Genomic DNA, 25,493 nt, shown 5'->3' on the forward strand with positions numbered 1-25,493 from the left:
TGTCGTGGCGACTGTCGTCACGACTGTCGCCTCCCAGGTCAGGAGGGGGGTTACAGCCCCCTGACGGCCCCTTGGGGCTGTTTCCGTGGGTGGGCGACAGCGCGGACGACGGCGGGCCTGTTTCAGCCCTCGGTGCTGTGGCCGCGGTGGACGTAGCGGGTCTTGTTGCCCTCGCCGACGCGGATCACCTCGCCGCTGTCGGCCCAGTCCTTGAGCCATCCGGCGATGGTCTGGCGGGTGGTGCCGAACTCGGGCTTGAGGACCTTCTCCATCGCCGATGCCCCGGTCCCCTCCGGGCCGGCCTTGACCAGCAGCATCAGCGCGGCCTCCTTCGCGCCGGGCTCCTCCGGGGCGGTGGTCTCGCGTCCGGTGGTCCAGGTCGAGGGGTCGGACCAGTCGGTCGCGGACGCCTCGGGGCCGCCGGTGGGTGCTGCGGGTTCTCCGGCGGCGGGCAGCAGCCAGATGCTCTCCAGATCGTCGTCCGGCTCGGCCGCGGGGCGCGGGGTGTCCCATCCGGCGGTCGCCCGCCACTCCCGCTCCCCGGGACCCGACGGGCCGTCACCGGCCGGGCCACCCGAGCCCGGTACCGCGTCGGCGACGCCGGCCGAGGTGGTGGCGATGGCTGCGGCGGGCTGGTACCAGAGGTGGCCGCAGCGCTCGGTGGTCCAGCGGTGGGTGTAGTCGGTGCCGGCCGCGTCCAGCGAGGGGCCGTCCAGGGTCGGGCGGCGGGCGGCGGTGATCGCGGTGATCTCCTCGATCATCTCGGGCTTGATGCGCTGCTGGCGGGCCTTGGCGGGCTGCTGGCCCTCGGTGCCGATCAGCATCGAGCCGGGCCCGTCGAACGAGTCCTCCGCCTTCAGCGCGCGCCAGCCGAACAGGTGCCCGAGCTCGGAGTCCTCGTTGGCGCCGGTGGCGATCCGGTTGGAGGCCATCTTGCGCACCATCGGGTCCGGGAGGGTGTCGGAGGTGACGCGCAGCACGGAGACGACGGCGCGGATCGCCATGGCACGCGCGATGCGGATGACCTCGGAGATCCCGGCCAGCACCTGGCGGGCGGCGCGGGTGGCGGCGGCTTCGGCGCCCTCGTCGACGATGATGACGACCTCGGGGATCGTCGGGCCGACGGGGAGTTTGTCGTCGTTGGCGTCGCGCATGGCGTCCTGGTAGGCGACCTTGCGGGCCTTGGCGATCCGCACCGCCGCCGCCAGCATCCGCTTGGCCTCCTCGATGGTGGAGGCCACCCAGTCCACTCCCGGGACCGGGATGTCGGCGCCCGCCCAGCGGGATCCTGGTCGGCCGGTCTGGGCGTCGTGCCAGGCGGCCAGCCAGGGCAGCGCGAGCGAGCCGCCGTTGAGGTCGATCACCCACACCAGCGTGTCACTGGTCTGGTCGAGCCGGGCGATCAGGTCATGCAGCAGGTTCGTCTTCCCCGAGCCGGTGGGGCCGGTGATCACGGTGGAGGCCTGCCGCAGGTCCAATTCGGCGCGGGCCCCGTCGGAGAGCAGGGCGACGGGGATGGGGTTGTTGACTGTGGTGATCTCGGCCATGTCCTCGACCGGGAACGGGAACTCGGTGCCGGACATGCTGCGGGTGGTGACCTGCAGCAGGACCCGGCGCCGGGAGATTCCGGGGGAGGCCTGGATGCCGCAGCCCTCGGGCAGGTCGAGGTCCGAGCTCAGCTGGTCGACGTGCTCGGTGATGACCCTGCGGGTGGTGCCGCCCTCCGGGAGCTCGATCTCCAGGGTGTAGCCGGCGCCGGAGGGCCAGTGCTCGATGCCCAGGATGGTGACCTCGGTCTTGCAGACGCGGCGGATCCGGTCGGTCCACTCCTCGGCGAGTTGGCGGCGGGCGCCGATCAGCAGCAGGTGCCGCCGGGCGTTCTGCTCGACCTCCTCGTGCCCCTTCGCGAGCGGCGCCGCGATCCCGGCCGCGGCCCCGCAGGTGGCCAGGGCGGCGATGTGGGGCCAGGTGAAGGGGCCGCCGTGGGCGAGCGCCCAGGACGACCAGCCGCCGGCGGTGGTCCAGCACGCCGCCCGGAAGGCGAGGGTGGCGCGGGTCAGTCGCCGGCGCCAGCCGACCGCCGTGCTGGTCAGCGCGATCGCCGCCCCGGCGCCGAGCGCCCAGCCGGCGGGCAGGCCCGTGGCGTGGCCCAGCGCCGTCGTGGACAGCGTGCCCAGCGTGCCGTTCAGGGTGCCGGACAGGATCCCGTGCCCGGCCTTCCAATCGATCCTTGTTCCGCCCGACTGGCCGGCGGTCTTGGCGTTCGTCAACACGTCCTCCCGAGACGGGCGTTGGCGCTTGATGGTGCGCGGGAAGCGCTGGGGGCGCCCACCGTGGCGGGCGCCCCCAGCGTCGAACTCTGCTGTGGTGCGGGTGGGTTGGGGTTTAGACGTTCCACTTCCGCTCGGCTTCGAGCCCGTTGCGGGGGTTGTCGACGCGCTCGATGTCGGCCTCGTGGACGCGCATGTAGACCGGGGCGACCTCCTCCAAGGCCTGGACGACCTTGCCCATGGCGCGGTAGCCCTCGCCGATCTCCTCGACCACGGCCGGGTCGACGGGCAGGGACTCGGCGGACTTCTCCGCCAGCACCCGCAGCACTTCCTGGATCGTGCCGAACGCGGTGGGCAGGTCCTCGACGAGCTGCTGGAACTCGACCATGAGCTCCGGGTCGAAGGTGGTGGCCGCCTGCAGCATGACGTCGGCGGCCGAGGAGAGGGAGAACGCGGGAACGGTGGACTCGGACGTGGAGTCGGACACGGTGGTCCCCTTCTGGTTGGTGGGCTTGCCCAGGCTGATCAGGGCGGCGAACGCGCCGGGCATCCCGGCCGCCACCGCCGCCTTCACCCCCGAACCGGCCTGCCGGCCGGGGCGGTTGACGAACTGCGCGGGCAGCGGGACCGGGCCCCGCTGTCCGTCCTGCTGCCGGTCCAGGCCGAGGATCGCCGCGTCCCTGGCGTCCCGGGCGGCGCGGGCCCTGTCGGCCAGCCGCCACCAGGTGCGGCGGGCGTGGCGCGAGACCATGCCGCGGTGGCGCCAGTTGCCCACCACCGCCGACAGCAATCCGACCCCGCCCGCAACCGCCCCGGCCGCGGTCATCGCGCCGCGGTGACGCCACGCGGAGCGCTTGAGCTGCTTGCGCTGCTCCTCGGTCAGCTCTCCCGGCTTCTGCTGGGCGGCCGGGCGGGCCGAACCGGCCGGCGACGTGCTGGACCCGGGCGCCAGCCCGGCCCGCCGCTCCGCCCGCGCGATCCCCTTCGCCAACCGGCGCGCCTCACGATCCGCCGACCGCGCCGACCGGGGCGCGGCCGTGAAGAGGCCACCCCCGCCCGCGACACCGGCCCGGGAACGGCCACCGCCGCGGGTGGCCTCTTCAGCCCCCGTGCGGGTGGCCGGGGCGTTGCGCCGCCCGGGCAGCACCCGGGCCGACCAGCGCGACACCGCACCGCCACCCTCGCCGCGGCGCCGGTCCGCACCACGCTGGGGCCCGTTCGCCGACCGCGCACCGCCGCTCTGGCGCGGAACACCGCCACGGCCCCCGCCGCCCCGGGCCGGGCCGGCCGAGGGCGTGGTCGACGCGCTGGCGGTCGTCGGCGCCGTGCGGGTGCCGGTCATCGCGGAACCGGTGCGCTGAGCCGCGTAACGGCTCTGCTCACGGCCCCGGCCACCAGCGGCGGCCGCACCGGCGTGGCCGGCGGTCGGCGCTGCCTGGCCCCGACCCCGGTGCTGACCGGCGGCCGAGCGCTGTGCGGTCGAGCCCGCCGCGGCCTGGCCGGGGGTGCCGGTGTTGGGGCGGCGGTGCGGGAGCACCGATCCCCGACCGGCCGCCACCGTCGTCCGGCGCCGCTTGGCCGCCCCACGGCCGGCCGCGACCCCCACCGCGGCCAGCCCGGCGACCGCGCCGGCCACCGCCAGCGACGCCGGGCCACCCACCGAAACCCCCGCGCCGGCCAGACCGGTCAGCGCGTTCACCCCCGCAACCGCCAGCGGCACTCCCGGCACGATCGTCCCCTCCTGGCTGTGGGGAGCCCGGGCGGGTTCCCTCTCGGGCACCGCCGCCGCAGTGGCGGCGGGCGTGGCAACGTCCTCGACCACCGTCGGGGCCTGGACCTGACCGTCTCTGGTGCTCGCCGCGCTCACCGCTCCGGCCCCGTCCGCGCCCGCTCCACGACCTGCTTGCCCAGGTCACGGTGCGTCAGCTCCGTTCGGAAGCCGCGCACGGTCAGCAGCCCCGACAGGGCCATCGCCACCGTGGCGGCCCGGTGCCGGCCCCCCGCGCAACCGACCGCGATCAGTAGCTCGCCGTCGGCCGGCCCGAGGTCGAACGCCTCCACCGCCCACCCGACCGCGGTGACCAGGTCCCGGATCCCCGGCGTGGCCAGGACCGCCCGGCGAACCGGCTCGTCGTGGGCGGTCAGGTACTTCAGCTCCGGGTCCACGTGCGGGTCCCGGAAGTGGTGGCGCAGGTCCAGCACCATGTGCGCGCCCTCGGGCGGGGCACCGTGCAGGAACCCGAAGCTCTCGATCCGAATCAACTTGCCCACAGCACAGCTCCGTTCAGGCCGAGACGATCATGGCGGCGATCGTCTCCATGACGTGGTGGAAGGACTGGTCCAGCAGGTAGGCGCCGTTCATGCCGTGGTCGGCCAGCCGCACGAAGCTGCCCTTCCCGACCGCCTCCGCCAGACGGTGCAGCGGCTCGCGCCGGTCGGCCAGGTAGTGGGTGCCGGCCGACAGGGCCAGCGCCGCGACCGCCCGACCGGGCTTCACCCGCTCGCCGAGCAGGGCCATGCCGCCGATCAGCGCGGCGGCCTGCGTGGCGGTGTAGGTGGCGACGTGAGCGGCACAAGCGCGGCGCCCGGCCGCACTCGACTGCCCCTCGTTGTGGTCGTGCTGGCCCTTGGCCAGGGCCTGGGAGTGGGTCTGGACCCAGTGGTCGCCCACGTCCGCCGCCGCCCGCAACAGGGCGTAGGCGGCGGCAAACCGGGCAACGCGAACGTTGTTCACGATGACTCCCCTTCGGGGTTACGCGGCCTGTCGGCCGGCGCTGTCGATGCAGGTCAGGCACTCGCCGTAGCGGGTGGGGATGACGTAGGGGCACTCGGTGCGGCAGCTGGGGCAGGTCCGGCGGGCGCGCATCATCGCCTGGTGGGCGCGCCAGCGGCCCGGCGTCATCGGCCGTACCGGCACCGCGCGGTCCAGGCGGTAGAGGTAGGCCTCCCGCACCCCGGTCCCGGCCTTGCGGGAGCGCCAGCGGATCTGCGCGACCACGTCCTGACCGCCCGGCTGCAGCCCCCGAGCCCTCAGTTGACGTCGGGTCAGCAGGTGCTCGGGGGCCATGCGCCAGGGGTAGGTGGGCATGCCGCCGTGCCGGACCCCCTGCGGGTCCCAGAAGCGCGGGCGGCTCACTAGGCCGGGCACCCGATCAGGCGCACCGGCACACCGCCGAAGGTGCCGTAGGCACGCAGCCAGTAGACCCCGCCCTCCGGCTCGCGGTCGGTGACGTCGGCGGGGTTGATGTCCAGCGCCTGGCGCCACAGCTCGAACTGGTGCAGGCCGTGGTGGAGCGCCAGGTGCAACCCCCAGCCCAGGAACCGCCCCTCCGGCGAGTAGAAGAGGTTCTCGATCGACAGCGCGGGGGCGGGCAGGTCGGGGTTCGAGGCCAGCAGGGCCATCGCGGCCGCGACGGCGTTGATCTGGTCGGACGCGGTGTTCTCGGTCATAGCGAGGTTCTCCTGGTCAGGCCGTGTGAGCGACCGTCAGCTGCGAGTGGGTGGCGCGGTAGCCGGCCGCGAGGAGTTCGGCGGCCTCGGTGCGGCGGCCGGAGGCGGTGGCGATCGAGACGTCCAGCAGGTCGGCGATCGTCTGGAGGCTGACGGCCTCCGGGGACCCGCCCTGGGCGAGGATCATCCGAGCGACCCGGCGGGTGGCACGGGCGGCAGGGGTCAGCTTCGCCTCGTCCTCGGCTTCGACCGCGCGCCGCTCCGCTTCAGCGGCACGCTCGCGCGCTTCAGTGGCACGGGCCAGGCTCTGCGCGGCGGCCTCGTCGGCCGTGGCCTGATCGCCGCGGGCGATGGCCGCGTCCCGGTCGGCTTCAGCGGTGCGCTTGCGCGCTTCAGCTGTGGCCTCCTCCGTTTCAGCGCTGCGCTTGGCCATTTCAGCAGCGCTCAGCCGAGCGGCCTGGATGTCCTCCTCGTCCTGCGCTTTCGCCTTCTCCTCGGCCGCGCTCTGCCGCTCCGTTTCAGCGACGGCGCGCCGGGTTTCGGCGGCGGCCTTCTCCGTTTCAGCGGCAGCCTGGTCAGTCTCGGCGGCCTGCTTGCGGGCGTCGGCCGCCTCCTGCTCGGCCGCGGCTGCCTTCAGCTCCTCCTCGGCGTGGCCCAGGCGCTCGGCGGCGGCAGCTTCACGCCCGGCGGCCAGGGTGCGGGCCTGGGCGAAAGCCTGGGCAGCGGCCGTGTCGGCGCCGACCTCGTGCCGGGCGGCCTCCACCGTGCCGGCGGTGCGCAGCTGGGAGATCGCCGCCGCCGCGGCCCGGCCCTCGGCCCGGGCCAGGACGCCGGCCTCGAACTCCTCGCGGCACTCGTCCCGCAGCCGCGCGGCCTGCTCGGCCTGCATCGGTAGGGCCAGCGCCTCGTCCACGCTCAGGCCGAAGCGGGCCATCGCGAGCGGAAGCCGCAGGTCAGCCGGGGCAGACTCGATGTTGCCGTGGTCGCGCTCCAGCAGCACCCCGTAGACCAGCAGGTCGCGCTCCAGCTCGACCGCACGGGCATAGGACGGGATGCCGTTCAAGCGCATCCGCCGGTACATCCGCCACGACCGGTTCGGGGCCAGCAGCCAGCGGTGCAGCGGCACTCCATCGCTCTGGCGCCCGGCCTCGATCCGGGTGATCCGCACGACCAGCCGCCGCCCGGCCTCGACCGAGGCGATGAACATCACCGGAATCACCGCGTGCATCGCCGTGCCCGTCGGATCCGCCAGCAGCGGGCCGGCCGAAGCGGCGTTGAAGTAGATCGTCGCGACCGTGAAACCGTGCGCCAGCACCCGCAACAGCGGCCACGGCGTACCCCTGCGGATCAGGTGCAGGTCCATCGCCAGCAGGGCCACGATCCCGGCGTCCACACCCACCGGGAACACGTAGCTGAAGCGCCCGAAGCCGTGCTTGAAACCGAGCGCCGCGAGCGCGGAGTAGGAACCGGTGAAGCCGATCCCCGCCAGCACCGTCCCACCGACCGCGGCCAGGATCGTCAGGGCCAGCATCAGCTTCGCCGCGCTGTCGGCCGGCGTGGTCGAAGCGGCCTTGCGCGTCTCCGAAGCGGTGGCGGGCGGGGTTGAAACGGCCGCCGGTGCGGCCATCGTCGTCACGCGGCCACCCGCTCGACGCTCGCGCGCCGGCGGATCACCGCCGGGCGCCGCAGCGGCGCCGGCGCCACCATCAGCAGGCGTTCGGCGAAGGCGGCCAGCACCGAGTCCTCCCGGCGCAGGTCCGCCAGGATCCCCGCCGCGGCGTCCATTCGCGCGTTCCGCTCCGCCTCGCTCTCACCGGGGACCCCGGTGAACAGTTGGGTGAACGCGGAGTCCACGCCGAGCGCGAGCTCGGCGAACTCGTCCTCCGTCAGGGCCGTCTGGCCTGCAATCATGTCCTTCACGGGTCTACCTCGTCCTGTAGCGGGGTGGCCCGGCAGGGACGGCTCCTCGTCCGGCCAAGGAAGCGGGAGCCGTTCCTGCGCAGGCCAACCACTGGTTGGTTGAGCAGGGCTTTAGTGCTGCGCGGCCAGCGAACCGTCGCCGTAGCGGCGGGTACCGTCCGCGCACCGCACGACGTGGCGCGGGCCGCCGCGGAACGGGCTCCACTCCTGGATCCCCTTGCGCTCGTCGTTGCCGACGATGTCCAGCGGGCTCGCGGGCTGGGCGGCCAGCAGGTCGTCCACCAGCGCCTCGCTGCGGCCGTTGCGGGTCCGGTCGATCACGCCGTCCGCGTTCCGTCCGGAGGCCTCGGCCGCGAACCCCCGCGCGGTGTCGGCCAGTTCTGGCGAGACGCCCGGCCGCCCGTCCTCGAACAGCTCGGTCAGAGCCTGAGCGCCGGCCGCCAGGACCGTCTGCCACTCCTGGTCGCCGATCTCACCGCTCCACCGCGGCGCCGCCGTCCCGGTCAGCCGACCGAGCCGGCAGGCGACCGCCCGGCGCCGACGCTCGGCACCCCGAGCCTCCGCCACCCACCGGCCGGCGGAAACCTGACGGGAACCACCGGTCAGCGACGCCATGCGGCGGGCGTAGGAGCGGCCCGTCACGGACGGGGCGGCGGACGTACGAAGCGGAGCGGACATGGCGAAGCCTCCTGGCAGGCAGGTGGAGCTCACGACGATGGGGTGGCGCATTTGCGCAGCTCAAAGAAGGCCCTTCATGGACCGTCAGTTCTCCAGCCTCGCCATGCGAGACATGTTGAACATGTCTCTTACGATGCCGAGAAGCAGACGGTTCGTCAAGTCCTTCCGGTATTTGCCGCCGAGCTCTCCGGCGGCGAGAACAAGATTCGCTCAGCTAGCGCGGTCGAGACACGATGCAGCTGGACGACTACGGTCCGTCTTGAGTACGGTCAAGTCGTCCCGCACCGTCCAAGCGCCGGAACACCGTCCAGGGGAGGGCGAGATGGCCAATGAACAGCTCCGCGGCGCGATACTCGCGAGCGGCCTACGCCTCGAAGAAGTCGCCGAACGTCTCGGCGTAAGCACTCGCACCGTGGATCGGTGGGTCGAGGCGAAGGACGAGCGCCGGCCGTACCGCCGAACCCAGTACGCCATCGCCAACCTGTTGGGCAAGGAGCTGTCGGAGCTCTGGCCGGACGAGCGGACCAGCCGTCAGACAGCCGAGGCCGGCCGGGCGGAGCTGGTGATGCTCTACCCGCACCGCGCGGTCGTCCCGAAGGAGCTGTGGACCTCGCTGTACGCCAAGGCCACCCGCCACTTCGACCTGGTGGTCTATGCCGGGTTCTGGCTCTCAGAGGACCCGCTCTTCTTTCGACTGATTCGGGAGAAGTCGCAGGACGGCGTACCGATCCGACTCATGCTCGGAGACCCTTTGTCAGACCCGGTTGCCCAGCGCGGCATGGACGAAGGGATCGGGCCCGCGATGGCCAGCAAGATTCGCAACGCGCTGGCCAACTACACCCCTCTCTTCAACCTACCGAACGTCGAGTTCCGCCTGCACGCCACCACGCTGTACAACTCGATCTACCGCGCGGACGACGACGTGCTGGTCAACGGGCACGTCTACGGCGTCGGGGCCTACCTCGCTCCGGTGATGCACCTTCGCCACGTGCCCGGCGGCGAGCTGTTCAGCACGTATACAACGAGCATCGAACGGATCTGGGACGGTGCCCGCCGCATCACCTCCCCTCAGCTGGAGAGCGAGACCTCGTGAGTCGCGTCGACTACTTCCACGATCCGAAGGCGCCGGCGGCGAACTCAGTGGTGCCGTCGGTCACTGCCGTCGTACTGGACGACTTGGGACGACTGCTGCTCATCCACCGTACGGACAACGACCTCTGGGCCGTGCCCGGCGGCGGCCACGACATCGGCGAGTCGATCGCCGACACTGTGGTGCGCGAAGTGCGGGAGGAGACCGGCATTGAGGTCGAGGTACTGGCCGTCACGGGGCTGTACACCGACCCGGGCCATGTCATGGCCTACGACGACGGCGAGGTCCGACAGCAGTTCTCCATCTGCTTCCGTGCCCGCCCGGTCGGCGGCGAGCTGCGGACCAGCTCGGAAAGCAAAGAGGTCCGCTGGGTGGACCCAGCGGACCTCGATGAACTGGCAATCCACCAGTCGATCCGACTGCGGATCAAGCACGGACTCGAACCTGACCGGGGCCAGCCCTACATCGGCTAGATGGCCGGCGTGGCGCTCTCCAGCCGTTCAGCAATGCGCTCGGCTGCACCGTGAATCTCCGGCTCGGCACGGCGGATGAACCGACCGACTACGCTGTCGGCCCCGTATCGGCTGACGATCTCGGCGATCCGATCCGGCGTGGTGGTCGGGTCTCCCTGCGGCGTGGTGGTCATGTCGCAGTAGATCAGCGCGTCAACCAGCCCCGGGTCTTCGAGAGGGAACTCCTCCGCCAGCTCTCGCCGCAGGTTGCCGCCTCGTTCTTCCGCTTCCAGCAAGGCGCACGAGTGATTGGCGACCAGCCGCACGACCCGCTCGTCCACTGCAGCGACATCGCGAAGGAATCGAGCGCCGTCGAGGGGGTGGAACCCCGTGTCTACGAGCCCCGGCGCGTACCCCACATCGTGCAGCACTGCCGCTGCCTCAAGCAGTTCCGCCTCCGCCCCAAGGATCGGCTGCAGCGATCGAGCCCTGCCAGCAACGCCGAGAGAGTGCGCCCACCGACGCGGCAGCGACTCGGCGAGCAGGGACTCCGCCAGTTCATAAGCCCACAAGGTGTTGACCCCGTTCTAGGAAGACTGGGAAGGATTCTCGGCCCCGGGAAGGGCCCGGACGACCCGTCCTTTCCCGTGCCGTACTTCAAGTACCCCGGCGCCCTCCAACTGCGCTAGCGCCCGACGTACGGTCCCCCGCTTGGCATCCAGCCGCTCACAGAGCTCCTTCTCCGACGGGAAAGGGTCCCCGACTGACAGCCTGTCGGGTTCCGGTCCGATTAGCGCGGTGACTTGTTCCAGCAACGACGGAGGCCGTTCCCCTCCTGACACCACGAACCAGCCGACGCCTGGCTGCGAGCTGATCAAGCCATCGCGCTCAAGTACCGCCAGTGCCCGGTGCACCGTCGTCCTGCCCACGCCGTGGGTCTCCATTAGCTTGGCCTCAGAGGGGAGCCGACTCCCGTGCGTGCCGTCCCCCACCTGAACACGGAGCGCCTCCGCAATCTGCAGGTAGGTACCCCGAGGACTCCGCTCGGTCACCAGCAACCCCTCTCCGTATCAGTCCACCCCGGACCTGGTCTCCAGCGCCCAGCGCTGCCAGCCTCACGGTACCCGGACAGCTCAGGCCTACGGGTCTGCGGACTGTCGACTCCAAGCCCGGGCCGGGTCGCGTCGCATTCGCGTCGCGATGTTCCCCATAGAGCGCCCCATTTGACACTCCCGCGCAGGTCACAGCCCTCTCCTGCCAGTGAGTGATCGCCGCCCTTCTAAGCACTTGGCCGCAGGTTCGAGTCCTGCCGGGGGCGCCCACAGGGCCTGACCAGCACGAGTGCCGGTCAGGCCCTTCGCCGTTCAACCGCGCACCACTCGTGCGCCCAGCGCTTCCCGACAGGTCCGGCGCCCACCGGCGGCCCGCCCGCGCAGCGGGACCCGCACGACCGAGCCCCACCGAGCGCCATCGGACCCCACCGAGCCCCACCGAGGCCCCGCCCAGCCTGCGCCTCAGCCGGTGCCCCTTCGAAGGAGCACCGGGGCCGCCCCCTCCACGGCCCCGATACCCCTTCGGAGGGTCGCCGACCTGGGCCGTAAGCGCAGCGCAGTTCCTTCGTCATCCGGAGCGATGACTATTCACCCGGTTCTGTCAGATCCTGTCAAGAGTGTGATGAGCATGCGAAGGAACTGAAGAACTGTCACCTTCACCGACGGTGAGCGGTGTCCGCTTTCGTCCGGCTTCGCGCTCACCCTCCGCAGGCGAAGCACCCGGCTCGCCGCGCGGGTTCAGATGCCGGTGACCGTACTGCCGATCACCCGGACCGCGCCGTCCTCGCGCGCGGCGAGCGCGGCCCGCAGCCGCGGTGCGCGGGCCGGGCCGAGCAGGGCGGCGGCCTCCTCGACGGTGGCCCAGCGGTAGTCCTCCAGCTCGCTCTCCTGGAGCGCGATCGCGGTGCCGGCCGGCACCGGGTCGACGTCGAAGACGAAGTGCACGGCGGGGTGGTCCAGCTGCTCGGAGGGGTGGGTCCAGACGACCGTGAGCAGTCGGCCGACCGGCAGGTCGAGGCCGGTCTCCTCCAGCAGCTCGCGCCGGGCGCACTGCGCGGCGTCCTCGCCGAGGTCGATGGTGCCGCCGGCGAACTGCCAGCCGGGGCGGTAGTTGGGCTTGAGCACCAGGACCCGTCCGTCCTGGTCGGTGAGCAGCACGGCGGCGCCGGTGTAGGAGCGGGGCAGCGAGGCGAGCCAGGCCGCGCGGGCCTGCAACTGGTCGTTCTGCACGGTGCGGTGTCTCCGATCGGTCGCGTCCGGCGGGGCCGGCGGTCGCCCGCATTCAAGCACGCGGGCGTGCCCCCACCGGCGGGTCGGCGGGGGCGCCTGGGAGAGTGGGGGGATGACGACCGACCTGATCGCCGACCGCGCCGAACTCCCCGCCCCGGTCCCGGGCCTGCGGGTGTTCGAGGGCGCGGACGGCGTCGCCGTGCTGCTGCTGGACCGGCCGAAGCGCCGCAACGCGGTGACCCTGCGGATGTGGGGCGCGCTGCCCGAGCTGCTCGCCGGTCTCGCCGAACGCCCGGGCCTGCGCGCCCTGTTGGTGACCGGCGCGAAGCGCACCTTCAGTGCGGGGGCGGACATCACGGAGCTCGCCGACGCCTACGGCTCGCCGGCCGCGGCGGACGCCTTCCACGCCCGCAACGTCGAGGCGGAGCAGGCGCTGGCGGCGTTCCCGCACCCCACCCTGGCGGTGGTGCACGGTTCCTGCGTGGGCGGCGGTTGCCAGTTGGCGCTCGCCTGCGACCTGCGGTTCGGCGCCGCCGACGCCCGGTTGGGGATCACCCCGGCGAAGCTGGGCGTGGTCTACCCGGCGGTGCCGACCCTGCGGCTGGCCGCGCTGGTCGGCCCGGCCCGGGCCAAGTACCTGCTGTTCTCGGGCGAGTTGGTGGACGCGGCCCGGGCCGAGCGGTTCGGCCTGTTGGACGAGGTCCACCCGGCCGCCGAACTCGACGGCCGGGCGCTGGAGTTCGCCCGGTTGCTGGCCCGGCGTTCGCCGCAGACGATCGGCGCGGTCAAGGCGGCGCTGGCGGCCGACGGCCCGGCCGGGGCCGCGGCGGCGCTGGCCCCGTGGGAGCGCCGCTCGCGGGAGGCGCCGGACGTGCGCGAGGGCCTGTCCGCCTTCCTGGAGCGCCGCGAGCCGGCCTTCCCGGACCTGCGACCGGCGGTTTCCCCGGCAGCGGAACGGCTAGGCCCGACGGAGTAACGTGAGACGTGAGTCCAGTCACTCTCTGGTGAGCTGTCCCCAAGGAGCAGTTCCACCCCGAGGCAAGGAGTTTCCGGACATGCGGGCACAGGTGGGCGACCACATCCACATCCACAGCCGGGCCGTCGGCATCGACGAGCAGCAGGGCGAGATCACCGAGGTGCGCGGGAGCAACGGCGAACCGCCGTACCTGGTCCGTTTCGCCGACGGCCACGAGGGGCTGCTCTACCCGGGCCCCGACTGCACCGTCGAGCAGCGGCCCAAGAACCGCTAGACCGCCGGGACCGGACCGCTGGGAGTCGTCCGGGGCGGTCAGCGGATCGGCATCCCGGAGACCGTCCGGGCGATGACCAGCCGCTGGATCTCGCTGGTCCCCTCGAAGACGGTGTAGATCGCGCTGTCCCGGTGCATCCGCTCCACCGGGTACTCGCGGGTGAACCCGTTGCCGCCGAGCAGCTGCATCGCCTGGCTGGTCACCCACTTCGCGGTCTCGCCCGCGTAGAGCTTGGACATCGAGCCCTCGGCCGCGGTGAACGGCTGCTGGTTGGCGGCCATCCAGGAGGCCCGCCAGACCAGCAGCCGGGCGGCGTCGATCTGGGTGCGCATGTCGGCCAGGGTGAAGGCGACGCCCTGGTTGTCGATGATCGGGCGGCCGAACTGGACCCGGGTCTTGGTGTAGTCGAGCGCCACCTCGTAGGCGGCCCGGGCGATCCCGATGGCCTGCGCGCCGACGGCGGGGCGGGAGGCCTCGAAGGTGGCCATCGCGGCGTTGCGGCCGCCGGCCGAGGCGGCCGAGCCGCTGGCGGCCCGCTCGCGGGCCCGGGCCAGCCGCTCGTCCAACTTCTCCTTGCCGCCGAGCAGGCAGTGGCCGGGCAGCCGCACGTCGTCGAGCACCACCTCGGCGGTGTGCGAGGCGCGGATGCCGTGCTTCTTGAACTTCTGTCCCTGGCTGAGGCCCTTGGTGCCCGGCGGCACCACGAAGGAGGCCTGGCCGCGGGCGCCGAGCGCCGGGTCGACGGTGGCGACCACCACGTGCACGTTGGCGATGCCGCCGTTGGTGGCCCAGGTCTTGGTGCCGTTCAGCACCCACTCGTCGGTGGCCTGGTCGTAGACGGCCCGGGTGCGCAGCGCGGAGACGTCGGAGCCGGCGTCCGGCTCGGAGGAGCAGAAGGCGGCGACCTTGACGTCCTCGGGGGTGCCGAACATCTGCGGCACCCAGGTGCCGACCTGCTCCTCGGTGCCGTTGGCCAGCACCGCGACGGCGGCCAGGGTGGTGCCGGTGATGGACAGGCCGATCCCGGCGTCGCCCCAGAAGAGCTCCTCCATGGCGATCGGGATGCCGAGGCCGGTGGGGTCGAAGAACTGCTGGGCGTAGAAGTCGATGGAGTAGATGCCGAGTTTGGCGGCCTCCTGGATGACCGGCCAGGGGGTCTCCTCGCGTTCGTCCCACTCCGCGGCGGCGGGGCGGATCACGTCGGCGGCGAAACCGTGCAACCAGTCCCGCAGGGCGAGCTGGTCCTCGCTCAGGGCCATCGAGAAGGCGGTCATCGCGGTCACTCCTCTTCGCGTGGAATGTGGTGGATCATCCGGGGCCCAAGATCGCGCCGCTCGGGTGTTACCGGGGGTAACATCGACGGAGTCTGCTACTGATAGGTAACGGCTGTCAACGCGTCCGGGCAGCGGGAGACGCAGCGGGAGAGAGGGAGGGCCGGGGTGACCGCACTGGAGGAACCGCGCAGGGAGCAGTTGCTCAACGCCGCAGACCGGGTGGTCCGCCGGGACGGGCCGGGGGCGAGCATGAACGCCATCGCCACCGAGGCCGGGATCACCAAACCGATCCTCTACCGGCACTTCGGCGACCGCAGCGGGCTCTTCCAGGCGCTGACCGAACGTCACACCTCGGGCCTGCTGACCGCGATCCGGGCCGCGCTGGCCGAGCCGCTGGAGCGGCGCGAGCGGGTGGAGCACGTGCTGGACACCTACCTGGCCGGCATCGAGGCCCGGCCGCAGGTCTACCAGCTGCTCACCCACCCGGAGGCCGGCGACCCCAACGGGGTGGGCGGGGTGCTCGCCCCGGCGCTGCGGCAGATCGCCGAGGAGATCACCCGCGCGGTGACCGCCCAGGTGGACCTCGGACCGGACGCACCGGTGATCTCCGAGGCCTGGGGGCGAGCGATCACCGGCATGGTGCTGGCGGCCGGCGACTGGTGGCTGGAGAACAAGCCGTGCACGCGCACCCGGATGGTGCAGGTGCTGGCCGACCTGCTCTGGGGCCGGCTGGCGGCGGCCGCCCCGCTGCCCACCCCGGTCGCACCGGTCGCCGAACCGGCCGCGCTCGACAACTCGGCCGAGCCTGCCGAGGGTTGATCGTCCATCAGTTGCTGACAATCCGTCTCGCTCGGACCCTTGCGCGGCACGCCCGGCTCCGGGAGCATCGGCTCCCACCCCCACCGCCTGCCGTGCGAGGTGCCCGTGCGTCTGCGCCGAACCGCCACCGCCCTGCTCGTGACCCTCAGCACCGCGCTCGCCCTGCTGAGCGGCGCACCACCCGCTGACGCGGCCTCCCCCGGCCCCGACTTCCCGGTCGCGAGCACCACCGCGCCGGACGGCCGGGTGCTCTTCACCGACCAGGCCGGCCGGGTGGTCGAGCCGCGCGGCTTCGACGTCGACAAGTACGACGAGACCACCGAGGCCGATCTGCGCGCGATCGCCGACCGGGGCTTCACCCTGATCCGGGTGGCGGTCTCCTGGGACCGGTTGGAGCCCGCCCGAGACCACTACGACGCCGCCGAACTCGGCAACCTGCGAAGGCTGTTGGACTGGGCCGACCGGGACGGCCTGCTGGCCGTGATCGACTTCCACCAGGACGTCTACGGCCCGGCCTTCGGCGGCGGCACCGACGGCATCCCGCCCTGGGCCACCCGGGACGACGGGCTGCCCTTCGTGCCGGACCCGACGAACTGGTTCAACGGCTACTTCGAGCCCTCCGTGCAGGCCGCCTTCCGCCACCTCTACGACGACCCGGACCTGCGGCAGCGGCAGAGCGAGTTCTACACCCGGATCGCCCGGGAACTGCGCGGCCACCGCTCGCTGTTGGGCTACGACCTGTTCAACGAGCCGTTCGGGCCGGTGACCGGCGACCCGACCGACCCGGCGGCACTGGCCGCCTCCTCGGCCGCGCTGGAACAGGGCCGACTGGCCCTGATGTACCAGCGGCTGATCGCCGCCGTGCGCTCGGTGGACCGGCGCAGCTGGCTCTTCGTCGAGCCCACCGTGCTGGTCGGCGAGGGCGTGCCGACCAGCCTGCCCGGCTTCGCCGACCCGCGCCCGGGCGCGCCCCGGCTGGGCTACGCGCCGCACTTCTACGACACCGCGGTCGAGGACGGCGCCGACTGGAACCCGGGCGACGGGTTCATCCAGGCCTACACCGCGGCCATCACCGCCTACCCGCGCCGGCACGGGATGCCGCTGCTGGTCGGCGAGTGGGGGCCGCCGAACCCCGCCACGCCCGGCAACCGGGAGCTGGTGCGCCGTCAGGTCGCCGCGATGGCGGGCTTCGCCGCCGCCTGGACCATGTGGTACTGGTGCCGGGGCGACGGCGGCTACTGCGCGCTCGACCCGGCCGGGAAGCCGGCCCCGGGGGACGCGCCCGTCTTCGGCCCGTACGCGGTGGCGCTGGCCGGCCTGCCCACCGTCGAGCGGTGGTCCGCCGACAGCTACACGGCCGCCTTCACCAGCACCGGCGGCTGGACCGAGCTGGCCGCCCCGCCCGGCGCCCGGCTCACCGTCAGCGGGGGCGCCGCCGAGCAGGTCCGGGCCGGCGACGGCCGGATCCGGGTGCGCGTGGCGCGGGGCGCGCGGGTCACCCTGACCGTGCGGACCGGCTAGCGACCGGTCGGGGGGTGCCGGGCGGACCGCCTAGAGCAGGTCCGCCCGGGCCGCCTGGATGCCGGCCTGGAACCGGGTGCGGGCGCCGAAGCGGTCCATCAGCTCCCGCACCCAGCGCTGCACGGTCCGGGTGGAGACGCCCATCTGCCGGGCGATGCTCTCGTCGGTCAGCCCGGCCGCCAGCAGCGCGAGCAGTTGGCGGTGCCGGTCCTGCGGCAGTTCGGCGGAGTCGCCGGCCGGCATCCGCATCGCCCTGGTCCAGTAGAGCTCGAACAGGCCGGCCAGCGCGTCCAGCAGCGAGGACGGCCGCACCAGCAGCACGCTCTGCAGCTCGGTGCCGGAACTGACCGGCAGCAAGGCCCACTTGTCGTCCACCAGGGCCAGCTTCAGCGGCAGCTCGGGCAGCACCCGGGCCTGCTCGCCGGCGCCGGTGAAGAGCCGGATCTCGGCCAGCCGGTCCGGTTCGCGCAGCACCCGGCTCTCGTAGACCACCCGCATCCGCACGCCCCGGGCCAGCGCGGCCAGTTCCAGCTCCGGATCGGCCCGGCGGATGTACGGCGGCTTGTCCAGCACCCGCAGCTCGCCGCGCACGCCCAGTTGCAGGCTGCGCCAGAGTTCGGCGATCGAGTCGCGGCCGGTGATGATCTCCACCAGCTCGCCGGCCTCGGTGCCGATCCGCGAGCGCCGGTAGGTGCGCAGCAGTTCGGTGATCCGGCCCCTGGTGCGGCGCAGCTCCAGCTCCCGGCGCAGCAGCAGTTCCTCCAGCGCCACGTCGGGCGCGGCGGCGCTCCACACCGCGCCGTCCGGGAGCGGGCGCTCCACCAGGCCGAGGTCGGCGAGCACGGCGAGCGCGGCCAGCGAGCGCTCGGCGCCGATGCCGAGCGACTGGCCCAGCTGGCCGGCGCTCAGCCCGGCCGAGGCGAGCAGTTGGAGGTAGAGCCGCTCCTGGTCGAAGCTCAGGCCTAGGGCGCCGAACCGAGCGGTCCACTGCTCCGCCATCTGACCTACCGTCCCCGTGACTTCCGGGCCTGGCCCGACTGTTGCGACCAGACTGTTGTGCATAGTTGCGCGGAAATCAAGAGTTTCGACACCTGTCATGTTTCCGCCATGTCGGATTCCGGACCGGTCCGACGTCTTCCGCGGACCCGCCGGGAGCCCCGCGCACCCCGACCCCGCCCGGCCGACCCGGCACTGGAACATGATCTGACGGACCGTCAACGACCGGCCGCGCCACCAGCCGTGGCGCGGCCGACCGGCCGTCAGGCCGGCAAGAGCCCGCGGCGGACCAGCAGCGGCTCCACCCGCGGCTCGCGCCCGAGCACCGCCCGGTAGGCGTCCATCGCCGGCACGCTGTCGCCACGGGCCAGCAGCTCCCGGCGGAACACCTCGCCGCTCTCCCGCAACGACCGCCCGTTCCCCTTGAACCACTCGACGGTGTCCGCGTCCAGCACCTCCGACCACAGGTAGGAGTAGTAGCCGGCGCTGTAGTCGCCGACGAACAGGTGGCTGAAGTAGCCGGTCCGGTAGCGCGGCGGCACGGCGGGCAGCGCCAGCCCGGCCTCCTCCAGCACCCGCCCCTCGAACTCCTCGACGTCCTCGACGAGTTCACCGGCCGGCAGGGTGTGCCAGGCCCAGTCCAGCAGGGTCGCGGCGAGCACCTCGGCCATCCGCAGGCCCTGCCCGAAGCCCTCCGCCGCGTCCAGCCGCTCCAGCAGCTCGGCCGGCAGCGGCTCGCCGGTCTCGTGGTGCCGGGCGTAGTTGGCCCGCACCTCGGGCCAGGCCAGCCACATCTCGTTGACCTGCGAGGGGAACTCCACGAAGTCCCGCGGCACCCGGGTACCGGCCAGCCCCGGGTAGCGCACGTCGGAGAAGAGCCCGTGCAGCGCGTGGCCGAACTCGTGGAACAGCGTGCGCACCTCGTCGATGCTCAACAGGGCCGGGCGGCCGGGCGCCGGCTTGGTGATGTTCAGGTTGTTGTACACCACCGCGGGCCGGCCGAGCAGCCCGGACTGGGTCACCAGCTCGTCCATCCAGGCGCCGCCGCGCTTGGACGGCCGGGCGAAGAAGTCGGCCAGGAAGAGGCCCAGCGGGCCGCCGTCGGCGTCGCGCACCTCGAAGACCCGGGTGTCGGCGTGGTAGCCCACCAGGTCGGTGCGCTCGGTGAAGGAGACCCCGTAGACCAGGCCGGCGGCGTGGAAGACACCGTCCTTCAGCACCCGCTCCAGCTCGTGGTACGGGCGCAGCTCGTTGGTGTCCAGCTGGTACTCGGTGCGGCGGACCCGCTCGGCGTAGAAGGCCACGTCGTGCGGGCCGAAGTCGGTCACCCCGTCCTGCTCGGCGGCGGCGGCCAACCGGGCCAGCTCCTGCTCCACGTTGGCCACCGTGGCCGGCACCAGGCGGCCCAGCAGCCCGGTGACCGCCGCCACCGAACCGGCCGTCTGCTCGGCCACCACGTAGGCCGCGTGGCTCGGGTGGCCGAAGAGCGCGGCCCGCTCGGCCCGCAGCGCGGCGACCCGGGCGGCCAGCGGGCCGTTGTCGGCCAGGCCCCGGGCCAGCGTCTGCTCCAGCAGCTGCCGGCGCAGCTCGCGGTCGGTCAGCTTGGCCAGCGCGGGCTGGCTGGTGAAGTTCACCAGGCTGAGCGCGTACCGCCCGTCCTGGCCGAGCTCGCGGGCGTTCTCGGCGGCCGCGGCCAACTCGCCCTCGGAGAGCCCGTCCAGCTGCTCCGGGCTGTCCACCAGCAGCGCCCCGGCCGCGTTGGCGTCCCGCAGCTGCTGGGCGAAGGTGCTCGCGGCGACCGCCAGTTCGGCGTTCAGCTCGCGCAGCCGCTGCTGCTCGGCGGGCGGCAGCTGGGCACCGGCCCGCACGAAGCCCTGGTGGCGGCGCTCCAGCAGGCGCCGCGACTCGGCGTCCAGCCCGAGCTCCTCGCGCTGCCGGTGCACCGCGTCGATCCGGGCGAACAGCGCGGCGTCGAGGTGGATCGCGTCGCTGTGCGCCGCCAGCTTCGGCCGGTACTCGGTGTCCAGCTCCAGCACGCCGTCGGTGCTGTCGGCGGAGGTCTGGTTGTCGAAGACCGCCAGCACCCGCAGCAGCAGCTCGCCCGAGCGCTCCAGCGCCACCAGGGTGTTCTCGAAGCTCGGCGCCTCCGGGTTGCCGGTGATCGCCTCGATCTCGGCCAGCTGCTCGGCCATGCCCCGGTCGAGGGCCGGCCGGTAGTGCTGCTCGGTGAGGGTGCCGAACGGCGGCAGTTGGAAGGGCAGCGGGCTGGGCGTCAGAAGAGGGTTGTCCGTCATTCCGCCGACCATACGCGCCGGATTGTCGGTCCGGGGAGCTACCGTCGATCTTGCCGGTGCCATGCCCGGACACACCGAACAGGAGGCCGCCGATGCAGTCCAGGATCGCCCTGGTGCCCGATCCGCACGGGCCCGGCGGACGTCTGCAACGCCTCGGCGAGCAGGGCGCCGCGCTCGGGCCGGTGCTGCCCGCCGCCGACCTGGCCGCCGCGGTCGGCGAGCTGGAGGCGGCCGAGCAGCCGCGCTGGGTCTGGGCCACCGCCGACTCGGCGTACGCGCCGCTGCTCCCCCGGCTGCCCCGCCGGCTCGGCCGCTGCCACGACCTGCGGCTGGTCGAGTCGCTGCTGCTGGCGCACGACGGCCAGTGGGGCGCGGCCCGCTCACTGGGCGCGGCCTGGGCCCGGCTGCGCGGCCTGCCGGTGCCGGCCGACCTGGGAGAGGCCGCCACCGAGGCGCAGGACTCGCTCTTCGCCCCCGACCGGCTGCAACTGCCCCCCGGCACCGACCCGCTGGCGGCGGTCGTCGCGGTGCACGCCGAGCAGCAGCGCCGGCTCGCCGCGATCGAGGGCGAGCCCGAGCGGGCCCGGCTGCGGCTGCTGGTCGCCGCCGAGTCGGCCGGCGCGCTCACCGCCGTCGAGATCGCGGCCGACGGGCTGCCCTGGCGCGCCGAGGTGCACGACGCGATGCTCACCGAACTGCTCGGCCCCCGCCCGCACGTGCCCGGCACCCAGCCGGCCCGGCTGGCCGAGCTCTCGGTGCGGCTGCAGCAGGCGCTCGGCGGGCGGCCGTTCAACCCCGACTCGCACGCCCAGGTGCTGAAGGCCTTCGCCGACCAGGGCATCCGGCTCGGCTCCACCCGGACCTGGGAGCTGCGCACCGTCGACCACCCGGCGGCCGAACTGATGATCCGTTACAAGGAGCTCTCCCGGATCCACGCCGCGCACGGCTGGGCCTGGCAGGACGCCTGGGCGCGCGGCGGCCGGTTCCGCCCCGAGTACGTGGTGGGCGGCGTGGTCTCCGGCCGCTGGGCCAGCCGGGGCGGCGGGGCGCTGCAGATCCCCCGGCTGCTGCGCCGCGCCGTGCTGGCCGACCCGGGCTGGCGGCTGGTGGTGGCGGACGCGGCGCAGCTGGAACCCCGGGTGCTCGCCGCGCTCTCCCAGGACGCGGCGCTGGCCCGCAGCGCGGCCGGCGGCGACCTCTACCAGGCGCTGGCCGCCACCGCCTTCCAGGGCGACCGGGGCAAGGCCAAGCTGGGCCTGCTGGGCGCGATGTACGGGCAGACCAGCGGGGACATCGGGCCGCTGCTGGCCACCCTGCGCCAGCGCTACCCGACCGCGATGGGCTACCTGGAGGCGGCCGCCCGCACCGGCGAGGAGGGCGGCATCGTGCGCTCCCGGCTCGGCCGCACCTGCCCGCCGCCCTCGGACGCCTGGCTGGACCTCACCGAGGGCTCCGGCGACGGCGAGCAGGGCCCGCGCTCGGCCCGCGCCCGCGGCCGTTTCACCCGCAACTTCGTGATCCAGGCCAGCGCCTCCGACTGGGCGCTGGCCCTGCTCGCCGCGCTGCGCCGGCGGCTGGCCGGGCTGCCGGGCCGCCCGCACCTGGTGTTCTTCCAGCACGACGAGGTGCTGGTGCACACCCCGGCCGAGCTGGCCGACCAGGTGGTGGCCGCGGTCACCGAGTCGGCCACCGAGGCGACCACGCTGGTCTTCGGGCCGACCCCGGTGCAGTTCCCGATGAGCACCGCCGTGGTGGAGTGCTACGCGGACGCCAAGTGAGCGGCGGCCGGCCGACGGTCCGTCAGAACTTGTTCGCCTGCCGGGCCTCCTGCGCCGAGCGCACCACCTCGGCCAGCGCCGCCCCGGTGGAGGCGGTCACCACCGCCGCCACCGCGCCCTCCACGAACGGGGCATCCACCAGCACCACCCGCTCCGGCTCGGCCAGGTCGGCCAGCACGGTGCGGGCGGTCAGCACGGCACTGCCCAGGTCCGGCAGCACCACCACCCCCGCCCCCTGGTCGGCCTCCCGCACCGCCGCCTCGATCAGCTCGTAGCTGGTGCCGATCCCGCCGTCCGCGGTCCCCGCCGCGACGGCCACCGGCACTCCCTCGCCCAGCTGTCCGGCCAGTTCGCGCACCCCCGCGCCGAGCAGCGGGCTGTGCGACACCAGGACGATCCCCACCGTGCTCCTCATGCCCACGAGCCTAACCGGCACGCCGTGCCGGGCGCGGCGAACGGATGAGGATTCCCGCCCGGGTGGCGTAGGTTCGGCAGCACGGTCCGACCGTTCCCGGGAGGCAGCATGAAGAAGCTGATCAACTCGCCCGACACCGTGCTCGACGACACGCTGGCCGGACTCGCGGCCGCCCACCCCGAGTTGGCGGTCGACCGGGCCGCCCGGGTGGTGCGCCGGGCCGGCGGGCCGCGCCCCGGCAAGGTGGCGCTGATCTCCGGCGGCGGCTCCGGCCACGAGCCGCTGCACACCGGCTTCGTCGGCACCGGGATGCTGGACGCGGCCTGCCCGGGCGAGGTCTTCACCTCCCCCGTGCCGGACCAGGTGCTGGCCGCGCTCGCCGCCACCGACGGCGGGGCCGGCGCGGTGCTGGTGGTGAAGAACTACACCGGTGACGTGCTCAACTTCGCGCTCGCCGCCGAACTCGCAGCCGAGCAGGGCGTCGAGGTGCACACCGTGCTGGTGGACGACGACGTGGCCGTCGAGGACTCCACATACACCGCCGGCCGGCGCGGCACCGGCGCCACCCTGGTGGTGGAGAAGACCGCCGGCGCGCTGGCCGAGCGCGGCGCCACGGCCGCCGAGGTGGCCGCCGTCGGCGCGCGGGCCAACGCCGCCTCGCGGTCCTTCGCCATCGCGCTGACCGCCGCCACCGTGCCCGCCGCCGGCCGGCCCGGCTTCGACCTGCCGGAAGATCAGATCGAGGTCGGGGTCGGCATCCACGGCGAGCCCGGCCGCCGCCGCGAACCGCTGCGCCCGGCCCGCGAGCTGGCCGCCGAGGTGGTCGGGACGATCCTCGCCGACCACACGCTGATCCCCGGCGACCAGGTGATCGCCCTGCTCGGCGGCCTGGGCGCGACCCCGCTGCACGAGCTCTACCTGGTGTACGGCGAGGTGGCGGCGCTGCTCGCCGAGCGCGGCCTGACCGTCGCCCGCCGGCTGGTCGGCAACTACGTCACCAGCCTGGACATGGCCGGCTTCTCGCTCACCCTCACCAAGGCCGACCCGGAGCTGCTGGAGCTCTGGGACGCCCCCGTGGCCACCCCCGCCCTGCACTGGTCCTGACCCGCCCCCACCCCACCACCGGATCCGACGGAGTCCCCGCATGCCCTACGCCATGGACCACGACCTCGCCGAAGCCTGGCTGCGCGCCGCCGCGGCCGCCGTCGAGCAGCGGGAGGAGGAACTCACCGCGCTGGACGGCGCGATCGGCGACGGCGACCACGGCAGCAACCTGCGGCGCGGCTTCACCGCCGTGACCGAGCTGCTGGACGGGCTGGAGCCGGGCCTGCCCCCGGGCACCCTGCTGACCCGGGCCGGCAGCACGCTGATCTCCAAGGTGGGCGGCGCCGCCGGGCCGCTGTACGGCAGCGCGCTGCGGGCCGCCGGGTCGGCGCTGCCCGAGCCGACCGCGGACCTGACCGACCTGGCCGCCGGGCTGCGGGCCGGCCTGTCCCAGGTGTGCAAGCTCGGCGGCGCGCAGGTCGGCGACAAGACCATGGTGGATGCCTTCGAACCGGCCGTGGCCGCCCTGGAGCGGGCCGCCTTCGACGGCTTCACGCTGCGCGAGGCGAGCGCACTGGCCGCCGAGGCGGCCGAGGCGGGGGCCCGCTCCACGGTGCCGCTGGTGGCCCGCAAGGGCCGCGCCTCCTACCTGGGCCCGCGCAGCGCGGGCCACCAGGACCCGGGGGCCACCTCCACCGCGCTGCTCTTCGCGGCGCTGGCTAGGGTTGCCGGCTGACCAGCATCAGCAGGGCGTCGTCGCCGAGCGCGCCGCCGGTGTGGGCGAGCAGGTCGGCGTAGAGCCGGGCCACCGCGTCCTCCAGGTCGGCCGCCGAGCCGCCGCTGCCCGCCACCAGCGCGCCGGCCCGCCGCTCCAGCGGGTAGAACTCGCCGCCGCCGGAGCGGCGGGCCTCGACCACGCCGTCGGTGCAGAGCACCAGCACGTCGCCGGGCTCGAACGGCTGGGTCCAGCCGGCCGGCTGACCGATCGCCAGCCGGCCGAGCCCGAGCGGCACCCAGGGGTCGGGCGCGTCGAGCACGGTCACGGTGCCGTCGGGGGTGACCCGCAGCGGCGGCACGTGGCCGTACTGCAGCAGCCCGACCTCGCCCGGCCCGGTCACCTCGGCGAACAGCGCGGTGGTGAACTCGCCCTCCGGCACGTTGCGCAGCACGCTGGCCTCGATCCGCCTGGCCACGCCGGCGAGTTCGGGCTCGTCGTAGGCGGCCTCGCGGAACGCGCCGAGCACCACCGAGGCGGTGCGCACCGCGCCGAGGCCCTTGCCGCGCACGTCGCCGACCAGCATCCGGGTGGCGTGCGGGGTGTCCAGCACGGAGAACAGGTCGCCGCCGATCCGCGCCTCGTCGGCCGCCGAGGCGTAGCGCACCGCCAGCCGCAGCGGGCCGACCTCCGGGCCCGGCTGGTGCAGCAGCGCCCGCTGGGCGGCTTCGGCCACCGAGCTGACGGCGGCGAAGGCGGCGGCCCGCCGCATCCGCACCTCGGCCACGTAGGCGCTGAACAGGGTGAGCACCGCGTAGGTGACCATCGAGCCGAACAGGAACCGCTGGTCGTGCACGGCGGTCACGTCGTCGTACTCGTTCAGCCCGGCCAGCGCGGCCAGGCCCAGGGTGCACACCCCGAGCACGCCGAGCGCCGACATGGTGAGCGCGGCGATCGAGGGCACCACCGTCATCAGCGGCGCGAGGTAGCGCTCCTTGCCGGTGGACAGGTCGGCCGCGCAGACCGCGAGGATCGCGAGCAGCGCCGGGGCGGCCCGCCGGCGCCAGGTCAGGTCGCGCAGGTCGACCACCGCCAGGGCCCGTCTGCGGCGGTCCCGGTTCAGGCCGAAGACCTCGGCGGTCGGCTGGACCAGGGACGGACGGGGGCGGCGCACGAACGAACCCTAGTGCACTGAGCGGCGGAGTCGGACCCATGGTGCCCGTGCGACTACTCTCTGTCGCGGAC

26 protein-coding genes are annotated in these 25,493 nt (G+C 73.7%); 9 read left to right on the forward strand and 17 right to left on the reverse strand.

Going from position 1 to position 25,493, the window contains the following annotated elements; translation table 11 throughout:
* Positions 1-122: 122 nt before the first annotated feature.
* From FHX73_RS06490 to FHX73_RS06540, 9 genes are all read right to left on the reverse strand, one after another.
* On the reverse strand, positions 123-2,270 hold the full coding sequence (locus FHX73_RS06490; protein WP_145904039.1) for an ATP-binding protein: 2,148 nt from the start codon (positions 2,268-2,270) through the stop codon (positions 123-125).
* Between the two features lie 115 nt (positions 2,271-2,385).
* A complete protein-coding gene (locus FHX73_RS44545) occupies positions 2,386-4,092 on the reverse strand; it encodes a hypothetical protein (protein ID WP_170304866.1) in 1,707 nt (568 codons plus the stop codon).
* Positions 4,093-4,133: 41 nt separating this feature from the next.
* Positions 4,134-4,541, reverse strand: coding sequence for a RapZ C-terminal domain-containing protein (locus FHX73_RS06510; RefSeq protein WP_145904047.1), 408 nt, complete (start codon positions 4,539-4,541; stop codon positions 4,134-4,136).
* A 13-nt stretch (positions 4,542-4,554) separates the two neighbouring features.
* Positions 4,555-5,004, reverse strand: coding sequence for a hypothetical protein (locus tag FHX73_RS06515; protein ID WP_145904049.1), 450 nt, complete (start codon positions 5,002-5,004; stop codon positions 4,555-4,557).
* Positions 5,005-5,022: 18 nt separating this feature from the next.
* Positions 5,023-5,358, reverse strand: coding sequence for an RRQRL motif-containing zinc-binding protein (locus FHX73_RS06520; protein ID WP_145908114.1), 336 nt, complete (start codon positions 5,356-5,358; stop codon positions 5,023-5,025).
* 47 nt (positions 5,359-5,405) lie between these two features.
* Complete coding sequence (locus FHX73_RS06525; RefSeq protein WP_145904051.1) at positions 5,406-5,720, reverse strand: hypothetical protein; 315 nt, start codon at positions 5,718-5,720, stop codon at positions 5,406-5,408.
* A gap of 16 nt (positions 5,721-5,736) precedes the next feature.
* On the reverse strand, positions 5,737-7,347 hold the full coding sequence (locus tag FHX73_RS06530; RefSeq protein ID WP_246213785.1) for a DUF2637 domain-containing protein: 1,611 nt from the start codon (positions 7,345-7,347) through the stop codon (positions 5,737-5,739).
* A 5-nt stretch (positions 7,348-7,352) separates the two neighbouring features.
* Positions 7,353-7,631, reverse strand: a complete 279-nt coding sequence (locus FHX73_RS06535; RefSeq protein WP_425461432.1) for a hypothetical protein — start codon at positions 7,629-7,631, stop codon at positions 7,353-7,355.
* 120 nt (positions 7,632-7,751) lie between these two features.
* Positions 7,752-8,318: a hypothetical protein gene (locus tag FHX73_RS06540; protein WP_145904057.1), complete on the reverse strand. Its 567-nt coding sequence runs from the start codon at positions 8,316-8,318 to the stop codon at positions 7,752-7,754.
* A gap of 322 nt (positions 8,319-8,640) precedes the next feature.
* Here FHX73_RS06540 and FHX73_RS06545 point away from each other — a divergent pair, with 322 nt between their 5' ends.
* Positions 8,641-9,411 carry a helix-turn-helix domain-containing protein gene (locus FHX73_RS06545; protein ID WP_145904059.1) on the forward strand — a complete coding sequence of 257 codons (771 nt, stop codon included), beginning with the start codon at positions 8,641-8,643 and terminating at the stop codon, positions 9,409-9,411.
* Positions 9,408-9,881: an NUDIX domain-containing protein gene (locus FHX73_RS06550; RefSeq protein ID WP_145904061.1), complete on the forward strand. Its 474-nt coding sequence runs from the start codon at positions 9,408-9,410 to the stop codon at positions 9,879-9,881. Before FHX73_RS06545 ends, FHX73_RS06550 begins: the two co-directional genes overlap by 4 nt.
* On the opposite strand, the gene FHX73_RS06555 is transcribed toward FHX73_RS06550, so the two are convergent.
* The 3 genes from FHX73_RS06555 to FHX73_RS06565 form a co-directional block, all read right to left on the reverse strand.
* A complete protein-coding gene (locus FHX73_RS06555) occupies positions 9,878-10,432 on the reverse strand; it encodes an HD domain-containing protein (RefSeq protein WP_145904063.1) in 555 nt (184 codons plus the stop codon). The two genes, FHX73_RS06550 and FHX73_RS06555, sit on opposite strands and share 4 nt — an antisense overlap.
* A 15-nt stretch (positions 10,433-10,447) precedes the next feature.
* Positions 10,448-10,912 (reverse strand): GntR family transcriptional regulator, encoded by a 465-nt coding sequence (locus tag FHX73_RS06560; RefSeq protein ID WP_145904065.1) that lies wholly within the window; start codon positions 10,910-10,912, stop codon positions 10,448-10,450.
* 738 nt (positions 10,913-11,650) lie between these two features.
* Positions 11,651-12,142, reverse strand: coding sequence for an NUDIX domain-containing protein (locus FHX73_RS06565; protein WP_246213387.1), 492 nt, complete (start codon positions 12,140-12,142; stop codon positions 11,651-11,653).
* A 112-nt stretch (positions 12,143-12,254) separates the two neighbouring features.
* On the opposite strand from FHX73_RS06565, the gene FHX73_RS06570 reads away from it, so the two are divergent.
* Positions 12,255-13,118, forward strand: coding sequence for an enoyl-CoA hydratase/isomerase family protein (locus tag FHX73_RS06570; protein WP_145904067.1), 864 nt, complete (start codon positions 12,255-12,257; stop codon positions 13,116-13,118).
* Between the two features lie 79 nt (positions 13,119-13,197).
* Positions 13,198-13,392, forward strand: coding sequence for a DUF1918 domain-containing protein (locus tag FHX73_RS06575; protein WP_145904069.1), 195 nt, complete (start codon positions 13,198-13,200; stop codon positions 13,390-13,392).
* A gap of 38 nt (positions 13,393-13,430) precedes the next feature.
* On the opposite strand, the gene FHX73_RS06580 is transcribed toward FHX73_RS06575, so the two are convergent.
* On the reverse strand, positions 13,431-14,666 hold the full coding sequence (locus FHX73_RS06580) for an acyl-CoA dehydrogenase family protein (RefSeq protein ID WP_145904071.1): 1,236 nt from the start codon (positions 14,664-14,666) through the stop codon (positions 13,431-13,433).
* 165 nt (positions 14,667-14,831) lie between these two features.
* Between FHX73_RS06580 and FHX73_RS06585 the strand changes: the two genes are divergently transcribed.
* Together FHX73_RS06585 and FHX73_RS06590 are read left to right on the forward strand one after the other, a co-directional pair.
* Positions 14,832-15,485 carry a TetR/AcrR family transcriptional regulator gene (locus FHX73_RS06585; protein WP_145904073.1) on the forward strand — a complete coding sequence of 218 codons (654 nt, stop codon included), beginning with the start codon at positions 14,832-14,834 and terminating at the stop codon, positions 15,483-15,485.
* Positions 15,486-15,590: 105 nt separating this feature from the next.
* Entirely contained in the window at positions 15,591-17,006 is a 1,416-nt protein-coding gene (locus tag FHX73_RS06590) for a glycoside hydrolase family 5 protein (protein ID WP_145904075.1), read from the forward strand.
* A gap of 30 nt (positions 17,007-17,036) precedes the next feature.
* Here the strand turns inward: FHX73_RS06590 and FHX73_RS06595 are convergent, their stop codons facing one another.
* Both FHX73_RS06595 and FHX73_RS06600 read right to left on the reverse strand, forming a co-directional pair.
* Complete coding sequence (locus FHX73_RS06595) at positions 17,037-18,005, reverse strand: LuxR C-terminal-related transcriptional regulator (RefSeq protein ID WP_145904076.1); 969 nt, start codon at positions 18,003-18,005, stop codon at positions 17,037-17,039.
* Positions 18,006-18,265: 260 nt separating this feature from the next.
* Entirely contained in the window at positions 18,266-20,296 is a 2,031-nt protein-coding gene (locus tag FHX73_RS06600) for a M3 family metallopeptidase (RefSeq protein WP_145904078.1), read from the reverse strand.
* Positions 20,297-20,388: 92 nt separating this feature from the next.
* Here FHX73_RS06600 and FHX73_RS06605 point away from each other — a divergent pair, with 92 nt between their 5' ends.
* Positions 20,389-22,074 (forward strand): bifunctional 3'-5' exonuclease/DNA polymerase, encoded by a 1,686-nt coding sequence (locus tag FHX73_RS06605; RefSeq protein WP_145904080.1) that lies wholly within the window; start codon positions 20,389-20,391, stop codon positions 22,072-22,074.
* A 22-nt stretch (positions 22,075-22,096) separates the two neighbouring features.
* Here FHX73_RS06605 and dhaM read toward each other — a convergent pair whose 3' ends face one another.
* Positions 22,097-22,489 carry a dihydroxyacetone kinase phosphoryl donor subunit DhaM gene (dhaM, locus tag FHX73_RS06610; protein ID WP_145904082.1) on the reverse strand — a complete coding sequence of 131 codons (393 nt, stop codon included), beginning with the start codon at positions 22,487-22,489 and terminating at the stop codon, positions 22,097-22,099.
* Between the two features lie 108 nt (positions 22,490-22,597).
* Between dhaM and dhaK the strand changes: the two genes are divergently transcribed.
* Both dhaK and dhaL read left to right on the forward strand, forming a co-directional pair.
* Positions 22,598-23,593 (forward strand): dihydroxyacetone kinase subunit DhaK, encoded by a 996-nt coding sequence (gene dhaK / locus FHX73_RS06615; protein WP_145904083.1) that lies wholly within the window; start codon positions 22,598-22,600, stop codon positions 23,591-23,593.
* 40 nt (positions 23,594-23,633) lie between these two features.
* Positions 23,634-24,269 carry a dihydroxyacetone kinase subunit DhaL gene (dhaL, locus tag FHX73_RS06620; protein WP_246213388.1) on the forward strand — a complete coding sequence of 212 codons (636 nt, stop codon included), beginning with the start codon at positions 23,634-23,636 and terminating at the stop codon, positions 24,267-24,269.
* Here the strand turns inward: dhaL and FHX73_RS06625 are convergent.
* Entirely contained in the window at positions 24,253-25,422 is a 1,170-nt protein-coding gene (locus FHX73_RS06625) for a PP2C family protein-serine/threonine phosphatase (RefSeq protein WP_246213389.1), read from the reverse strand. The two genes, dhaL and FHX73_RS06625, sit on opposite strands and share 17 nt — an antisense overlap.
* Positions 25,423-25,493: the final 71 nt, after the last annotated feature.

The sequence above is a fragment of the Kitasatospora viridis genome (genome assembly GCF_007829815.1).
GTDB classification, from domain to species: Bacteria; Actinomycetota; Actinomycetes; order Streptomycetales; family Streptomycetaceae; genus Kitasatospora; species Kitasatospora viridis.